General features: G+C 66.4%; 7 protein-coding genes. 3 read left to right on the top strand and 4 right to left on the bottom strand.

Annotation, left to right across the window (positions count from 1 at the left end; translation table 11 throughout):
* The first annotated feature begins 209 nt into the window (after window positions 1–209).
* From Q0579_RS07055 to Q0579_RS07045, 3 genes are all read left to right on the top strand, one after another.
* Window positions 210–935 carry a cupin domain-containing protein gene (locus Q0579_RS07055; protein WP_298810530.1) on the top strand — a complete coding sequence of 242 codons (726 nt, stop codon included), beginning with the start codon at window positions 210–212 and terminating at the stop codon, window positions 933–935.
* Complete coding sequence (locus tag Q0579_RS07050; protein WP_298810529.1) at window positions 935–1,810, top strand: SDR family NAD(P)-dependent oxidoreductase; 876 nt, start codon at window positions 935–937, stop codon at window positions 1,808–1,810. Before Q0579_RS07055 ends, Q0579_RS07050 begins: the two co-directional genes overlap by 1 nt.
* Window positions 1,811–2,101: 291 nt before the next feature.
* Window positions 2,102–2,740: a recombinase family protein gene (locus Q0579_RS07045; RefSeq protein WP_298810532.1), complete on the top strand. Its 639-nt coding sequence runs from the start codon at window positions 2,102–2,104 to the stop codon at window positions 2,738–2,740.
* Between the two features lie 218 nt (window positions 2,741–2,958).
* Here the strand turns inward: Q0579_RS07045 and Q0579_RS07040 are convergent, their stop codons facing one another.
* The 4 genes from Q0579_RS07040 to Q0579_RS07025 form a co-directional block, all read right to left on the bottom strand.
* Window positions 2,959–4,053, bottom strand: a complete 1,095-nt coding sequence (locus Q0579_RS07040; RefSeq protein WP_063690355.1) for an ABC transporter permease — start codon at window positions 4,051–4,053, stop codon at window positions 2,959–2,961.
* A complete protein-coding gene (locus Q0579_RS07035; protein WP_298810531.1) occupies window positions 4,050–5,177 on the bottom strand; it encodes an ABC transporter permease in 1,128 nt (375 codons plus the stop codon). The genes Q0579_RS07040 and Q0579_RS07035 overlap by 4 nt, the downstream gene beginning before the upstream one ends.
* Before the next feature lie 8 nt (window positions 5,178–5,185).
* The gene (locus tag Q0579_RS07030; RefSeq protein WP_174195218.1) at window positions 5,186–6,202 is read right to left on the bottom strand and encodes an efflux RND transporter periplasmic adaptor subunit; all 1,017 of its coding nucleotides are present in this window, start codon (window positions 6,200–6,202) and stop codon (window positions 5,186–5,188) included.
* A partial coding sequence (locus Q0579_RS07025) for a TolC family protein (protein WP_366522274.1) occupies window positions 6,199–7,658 on the bottom strand: 1,460 nt, incomplete at its 5' end. The genes Q0579_RS07030 and Q0579_RS07025, both read right to left, overlap by 4 nt.

Raw genomic sequence — 7,658 nt, 5'->3', positions numbered from 1 at the left:
GCGGAGACGACAATGCACTAACTATCTACCCGGACCACCCGGTGGGGGCTGCTCAAGGCAGAATGCCCATCGCACGGGCGTCCTGCATCTGTCGCTGAAGCCAATTGCACGTTTGTTCGGCTCGATATGACGTGCTGGCGATTATGTACCTCAAGACTCAAGCTTGTCCTTGGGCGGTGCAATGATCCCTTCGCAAAGGAACCTACTCCATGCCGAACGCGAGCCCACCCGAGGGCGCTACGCAACCCGATACCGACGCTGACTTCCGTCACCGTCCGCATGGGCACGACAGCGGCAAGGACGATCCTTCCGTGTCGTCGCCATCCGAAGGTCCAGGAGTGGGCAGCGCCGCTTGGAGTGATCCCGGAGCAGCGCCGGAGCTTGCAGGTGACAAGCCGGCCGGCGGGGTGGATGCTGACCATCCGCACCTATTTCATCTGGCTGAAGCACCTGCCAATGTGTTCGACGGCGGCGGTCTGCAAGGCGGACACGAGCACAACTGGCCTATCCTGAAGGGACAGCAGGGGGCGTGCTACATCGCGCGGCTCGCGCCTGGCGGCGTACGCGAGCCGCATTGGCACCCCTACGCCTGGGAGATGAACTTCGTCCTCCAGGGTCGCGTCCGCTGGACCTTCGTGGGGCCGAATTCGGCGCAGGACGGTCCATTCGAAGCGGGAAAGGGCGACATGATTTTCGCCCCACAAGGCCATTTTCATTATTTCGAGAACGCGAGCGATACTGAGGATCTGCTGGTCCTTATCGTGTTCAATGCGTCCTCGATGGAGCCGGACGATGACATCGGTCTCGTCCAGTCCTTCAAAGCGATGCCCGCCGACGTTCTGGCCGCGGTGTTCGGCGGCTCGATCGAGCAATTCGAGAACCTTCCCGGCAAGCTCGGCCGCGTCGTTATCGCCAGCAAGAAGGGGCTAAAGTGATGCCGACGTTCGCCTCCGACGCCCTGGCGGGCAAGGTTGCTGTCGTCACCGGCGCAGCACGTGGCATCGGCCGCTGCGCCGCCATCGCACTCGCAGAAGCTGGAGCGGACGTGATCGGCATCGATCTGTGTGCCGCCGCCAGCCCGATCGACACCTTTCCGGCAGCAACGAGAGGCAACCTCGACGACACCGGGTTGCTGGTAGCCAAGGCGGGCCATCGTTGGCACGCGATCGTCGCTGACCAACGCGACCTTGGTGCGTTGCGCGCGGCGCGTGACGAGATTGTGTCGGCGTTCGGTGGGATCGACATCCTGTTCGCCAACGCCGGCATCCAGGCGTTCAAACCGCTGCTCGAAATGGACGACGCCGACTGGCACGACCAGATCGACAACAACCTGAACGGCACGGCGAATGCTGTTCGCGCCTTCGCTCCCGCGCTGGTCGACCGTGGCGGCGGCCGGATCATCGTCACCTCGTCCACGCAGGGCCAGCATGGGACGCTCAACGGCGCGAGCTACTCGGCGTCGAAGTGGGGCATCCTTGGGCTGATGAAGTCGGCTGCGCTCGAACTCGGCAGACACAAGATCACCGTCAACGCGCTCGTGCCCGGTCTCATCGATACCGCCCTGACGCGTCACGAGGATCGCTACGCACAGGCGATCGAGAGCGGCGGTAAGCGACCCACCGGCGATGAAGCCAAGGACGAGAAGACGGCCGCGGAGGCGCTTGCCGCCAAACTGCCGCTGGGCGTGCCGTGGCTGGAACCCGACGCGATGGCGCCGGCAATCGTCTTCCTGGCATCGGAAGGCGCTTCGATGGTGTCGGGTACGAGCCTCGCCGTAACGGGGGGCGACAGCGCCAACGTGACTGCCTGAACCAAAGAGGTCCGACACAATCGCTCTGTCCCCTTTCCCGATTGGGATCGTTTGCGGGAAAGCGAGGGGAGGGCAGCGTGCTCCGATCGGCCGCTGCACGACGAGAAAGGCTCCCGGCCGAAGCTTTTACTCCAAGCTGAACGCGCAGCTAGGCCGTTCATGGAGAATGATTAAGATAGTCTCGATCCGTTCTCGGTTACGCTAATCCCGGCGTCGATAGATGGCCACCCGCTCATCCGGGTATACCCAAGCACGCCGGGCGGGAGTGATGAGCACGTGGCAGGCAGCGAGGTGAGGGCGGCGCGGGTGTACCTGCGGGTGAGCACGGACGAGCAGGACCTGACGCGGCAGGAGAGCATCGTCGCCGGCGCGCGGGCGGCCGGCTTCTACGTGGCGGCCGTGTACCGGGAGAAGGCGTCCGGCGCGCGGCCCGACCGGCCGGAGCTCCTGCGCATGGTGGCGGACCTGCAGCCGGGCGAGGTGGTGGTGGCCGAGAAGATCGACCGCATCAGCCGCCTGCCGCTGGCGGAGGCCGAGCTGCTGGTGGAGACGATCCGCGGCAGGGGGGCGCGCCTGGCGGTGCCGGGCATCGTGGACCTGTCCAAACTGGTAGCCGACAGCGCGGGCGTGGCGCGCATCGTGCTGGAGGCGATGCAGGACATGCTGCTGCGGGTAGCGCTACAGACGGCGCGCGACGACTACGAGACCAGGCGCGAGCGGCAGCGCGAGGGGATCGAGATCGCCAAGAGGGCAGGGCGGTACACCGGCCGAAAGCCCGACCTCGCTCACCATCGCCGCATCGTAGGTCTGCGCGAGGCGGGCATGAGCATCGCGAAAACTGCGGAACTCGCCGGATGCAGCATTGCTCACGTCAAGCGCGTGACCGCACTCCATCGCTCCAGGGCGACTCCGTCCCAGCAGGGCGGCTGAGTTTCAAACCGGTCCCACCCGCCGATCGTGGTGGTTTGACTTATATCGTTCATCGGGAAAGGCGCTAGGCTGCGAAGCGAGATTCTCGGCGTCACTGCGGGATCTCCGCATAGCCAACCCCGTCCTTCGGTTCTGACACAGGATTTCGACACCTGTAAGCCGTTGAGAATGCTGCCGGAGAGAACAGGTGTCACAACCGGACGTGGCTGTTGAAAAATTCAACGCGCGCTGTTGGTGCTACTCCAGATATTCAGCCCTCCATAAAGCGCCAAGAGTGCCATAAGCTTGGCCAGTGGACCAAATACGTCCTCCAAGCTTGCACCCATCTGATTTAAAGGAACGAAAATATGCATGGCGCAGGTGGCGGGGGAAAACCAGGCGAGCGCAGAAAGCCAGCCCGGCATTGCGTGGAGTGGCCAGGCAAAACCCGCTAGAAACACGAGCGGCACAGATGTCGGCAACAGGATCTTCAATGCATCGTCGCCGCTGTTGAACAACTTACCCAGCAACAGCCCGAGCGCCGCCACGGTTGCCGCAAAGACAGGAACTGCGACGAGGAGCGCTGGCAGCGCCCCAGCGTGCGGGATATCCTGGATCCAATAGATCATTCCGAAATAGAGCAAGGCGGACAGCACGCCGACAAGGGTGCATGCCGCCCACATGCCAAGCGCGGCTGCGACGGACATCCGCCGTTCCCTGCGGCGTTGGCGTTCCGCCATCAGCCGGGCGCAGGCGAGCAGTAGCGTCTGCTGCAGGATGATGTTGGCGACCGCCGGGAAAATGTAGTCGCGGTAGCCGAGCGTGGTGTTGAACAACGGGTGGACAAGGATCGTCGGCATCGCCGCAAGCCGGGCACCGCCTTGCGCCGCGCGCCAGCGGTCGATCGCGCCGGCCAGCGTCGCGGCGACGCCGGTGCCGATGCTCTGCGCACGCAGCAGATACGTCCCGTTCAGCCACAATGCGATGCCCGCCGTACCTCTACCCGTCAGCGCGCCGCCGGTAAAATCGCGCGAGATCAGCAGGATGCCGTCCGCCTTCCGGTCACGCACGGCACCGCGCGCTGCGACCATGTCGGGAACCTCGCCGACGACGCGGACGCTGCGCGTTTCGCCAAGATCGTCGAGCAGGCGGCGCGCGGCGGTCCCGCCGTCGCCGTTCACAACCACCACGGGCAGCGCGCGGGCGGACTGGTGCGCATAGGGCGCTGGATAGTAGAAGGCATAGAGCAGCACCGACAATATCGCGAGCGATAGGAGATCGCGCGTCGTGACGATCGTCAATAGCGTGTGTTCGAGAGCCGCGCGAAACGTCATCGGCCTTCCCGGTCACGGCGGATAAGGATTATGCCCAGGCCGCCTGCGACCAGCGGATACAGCAGCAGCGTTCCCGCTGCCTTCAGGAACGGCCCGGCGGAGGCACCAAGCACCTGATCCATCTGCAGCGTCATGTAGTGGGTCAGCGGCAACACCTGGTGCCAGACCCGCGCGAACAGGCCCGCGCCATCGATCGGCAGCGAAGCGCCCGAATAGGCGAGCGCCGATCCCGCAACGATGACAGCGCCCGACAAGGCGGTGGCAATGCTGCGCGTTGCAGCGACGAGCAATAGCGCGACCGCCGCGGTGGCGACGAACAGCAATGCTTGCCCCGCCACGATCAGCAGCAGCGATCCGTCTGCGCGATAGCCTTGTGCGAGCGTGAGCCATAGCAGCCACGCAACACCCCAGAACGTTCCCGCAATCACATGAGGAGAAAGCCGCCCGGCCAGCGTTGCCGCAACGCCACCCCGTACGGCGAACGCGGCGAACGAGCCATCGTTCATCAGCACCCCGATGCTTCCCACGCAGGCAACCGCGATCAGCAGGTGCAACACCCCCGGGCCCAGCAGCAGTCCTAGGTACCATTCCAGGCTGAGCGATGGATTGCCGAGCACCGTCACCTGCACGCCGGGCAGCAACGCCGGATCGATCGCGGCCAGTCCCGCCACGCCGTGGGTGGACGCCCCGTACTGCGCCAGCGTGGCGGCGACTGCAACGCGCAGGTTCGTCGCCGCGAGTGCCCCCGTCGACAGGAACGCCGCCTGATGGAATATCTCGACCGGGGCGCGACCGGCATTACGGGTCCCGACGCCCCGGGGGATCACCACGGCGGCGACCGCCTGTTCGCGCCGCATCATCGTTACCGCGGCAGCAACGTCGGGCACCCGGCCCACGATCTGCAAGCCTGGGGAGGCGTCGATGGCGCGCACGATCCGCCGGGCGAATACACCGCCATCGCGGTCTACGATGACAGTAGGCAAATGGTGCGGCGATCCGGCAGAGAGCATCGCCGCCATCGCGCCGAGCAACATCAGCGGCATGACGGTCAGCAACGCCAGATCGACAGGCGTCGAAATGATGCGGCCCCATTCGGCCCGGCACGCATTATACACGGTGACCATCGCGGGCGTCACGCCGGTGGTTCGAACAGGACGCTCATGCCCGGCCGCAACCCTTGCGCCCCGCCTTCGGGTTTCAGCGTGACCTCGAACGCGCGGACGTCATAGCCGCGCGACTGGCGCGTGGCGCGCCATGTCGCGAAACTGCCCTGCGGCGCAATGTGGCTGATCCGGAACCGTAGGTCGCGGCCGAGCGCCGGGACGTGGCCGACGAGAAGGCGACCGGGCGTCAGTCCGTGATAGGCATCTTCGCGCACGGTCAACGCAACGTGCGGGTGATCGACGTCGATCACCTGAAACGCTGGCAGGATCGGGCTCACGATCTCGCCGGGGCGCAGCAACCGGCGTGACACCTCGCCGTCGATCGGAGACACGAGCCGCTTCTCGCGCTCCAGTGCGGCAGCGGTCGCGGTCGCGGCTCCGGCGGCGCGGACCTGCGCGTCGGCGATCGCGCGATTTTGCGGCCTGATGCCGGCGCGTGCCTTGTCGTACTGGGCCTTTGTCGCCTCCGCCGCACGGCCGGTGCTGTCGCGCGCGGCATGAGCCTCGTCGCGGCGCTGCGCGGCGATAACACCTTGCGCATAAAGCGTGTCGGCACGGCGGCTCGACACCGCGGCTAGGTCGGCCGTCGCCTGTGCGGCCAGCCAGGTGGAACGCAACGAGGTCAGGTCTTCCGCCCTGGCCCCCTCGATCGCCACCGATTGCAGCGCCCGTGCGCTGTCGAGCGCCGCCTGCGCCTGCTGCTGACCACCATCGATCTCCGGCGCCGACAGGATCGCCATCACCTGCCCGCGGCGGACCCGGTCGCCCTCGTCCACCGCCAGCGTCTCCACACGAGCCAGCGCCTTGGTGGCAACATTGATCTCATCTGCCTCCACCTCGCCTTGCCATTGTTCGGGCGCGGGACGGCTCGCCAGCCACAGCCCGAGGCCGACGATCACGACGACGACGGCGATGCCGATCCACAGCAACCAGCGCGCGCGGCGCGAGGGGGCGGCAGGATCGACGTCGACTGCCGGATCGGTCATGGGCGGGCATCCGTGGGCAGATGGATGTCGGCGCCGGCGATATGATCCGCGAACGTATCGAGTTGGCCCGATGCCGACAGGAGCGCCGCCAGCGCGAGGTCATATTCATAGGCGATCGCCGCCCGCTGCGTGCGGGCCGTGGCAAGGGCGGCTTCCGCGGCCAGCACCGCGGTCATCGTTGCTTCTCCCTCGCGGAACGCAATCTCCTGCACTCGCAAATTCTCCTGTGCAGCCGCGAGCGAACTGTCGGTCAGCAGAAAGGCGCGCCGTGCCGATTCGACCAGATCCCACGCGCGCAACGTCGCGGTAATCGCGCTCTTGCGCGCTTCACGCGCGGCATCGTCGGCGGCCGCGGCGTTTGCCTTTGCTGCGTTCAGGGCATGGCGACGATCGACGTTGGACAGCAATGTGTAGCGCACGCCGACTCCGGCCACCCAGTCAGGCTCGGTCGGCAATGCATTCGATCGGTTGAGATTGTATTCGCCGAACGCGAACGCCTGCGGGCGGTAGCGCGATCTCGCAAGATCCACGCCGGCGCGGGCGACCGCACCTGCCGCGTCGGCCTGCCGCGTCTGTGGTAATCTTGCCTCGCCGCCGGTGAAGCTGCCCGCGGGCGCAAGCGGATGACTGACGACAAAGAGACCGGTGGTGGGGCGTACCCTGTCCACCTCAAGCAGGCGGGCAAGGTCGTCCCGGGCGCCATCGTGGGCGATCGCGGCGCGCTGCCAGGTTCGCTCGGCGCTGTCGCGCGCGACCTGCGCCTCGAGCGTGCGCGCGTGAGCAACGACCCCCGCGGCCTCCATTTTGCGAACGTCCGACAGCAGCCGGTCGAGTGCGTCGCGGCTTTCCCGCGCCGACGCGGCGAGCGCCGCAGCGGCCTGTTCGCCGAAATAGACGCGGATGAGGTTGAGCTGCGCGAGGTCGCGCCCTTGCGCCGCGCGCGCCGCGGCGATCTCAGCGGCTGCGCGGGCGCCGCGCTGGATCGCAGGTATCGCTCCGCCGGAATAGAGCGGCAGTACCCCCTGCACCGTTGGACGGAACACATCGTCACGGTAGCGATAGCTCAGCTGGTCGGGGATCGCGGTAAACAGGCCGGGCAAAGCCTGCCCGATCCTGCCCACGATGTCGGATGCAATCTGCTGAAACGCAGGCGGGACGGTCATCGGGATGCCGGACAGGAAATCCTGCGTCGCATCGCGCGCATCCTCTTTCTGTCCGGTCAGATCGACCGCCAGCGTCTTCTGATATTCAATGTACTGCGCCGACGCGGTAACGACCGGACGCCTGAGCGTCGCTACCGCGGCTGCCGTTTCGCGCGCCGCATCTTCTGCATGGTCGGCGGCCGCCAGCGCTGGCGAGGTCGTCTCCAGGCGTCGGCTTGCCGCATCGAACGTCATGGCGACGTCCTGTGCTGCCGCGCCGGCAGCGATTGGCATCAGCGATGCCGCGATTATTG

The organism is uncultured Sphingomonas sp. (genome assembly GCF_936927845.1).
Taxonomy (GTDB): Bacteria; Pseudomonadota; Alphaproteobacteria; order Sphingomonadales; family Sphingomonadaceae; genus Sphingomonas.
The sequence above is the reverse complement of the archived record's forward strand: the minus strand, read 5'-3'. Positions and strand labels throughout refer to the sequence as shown.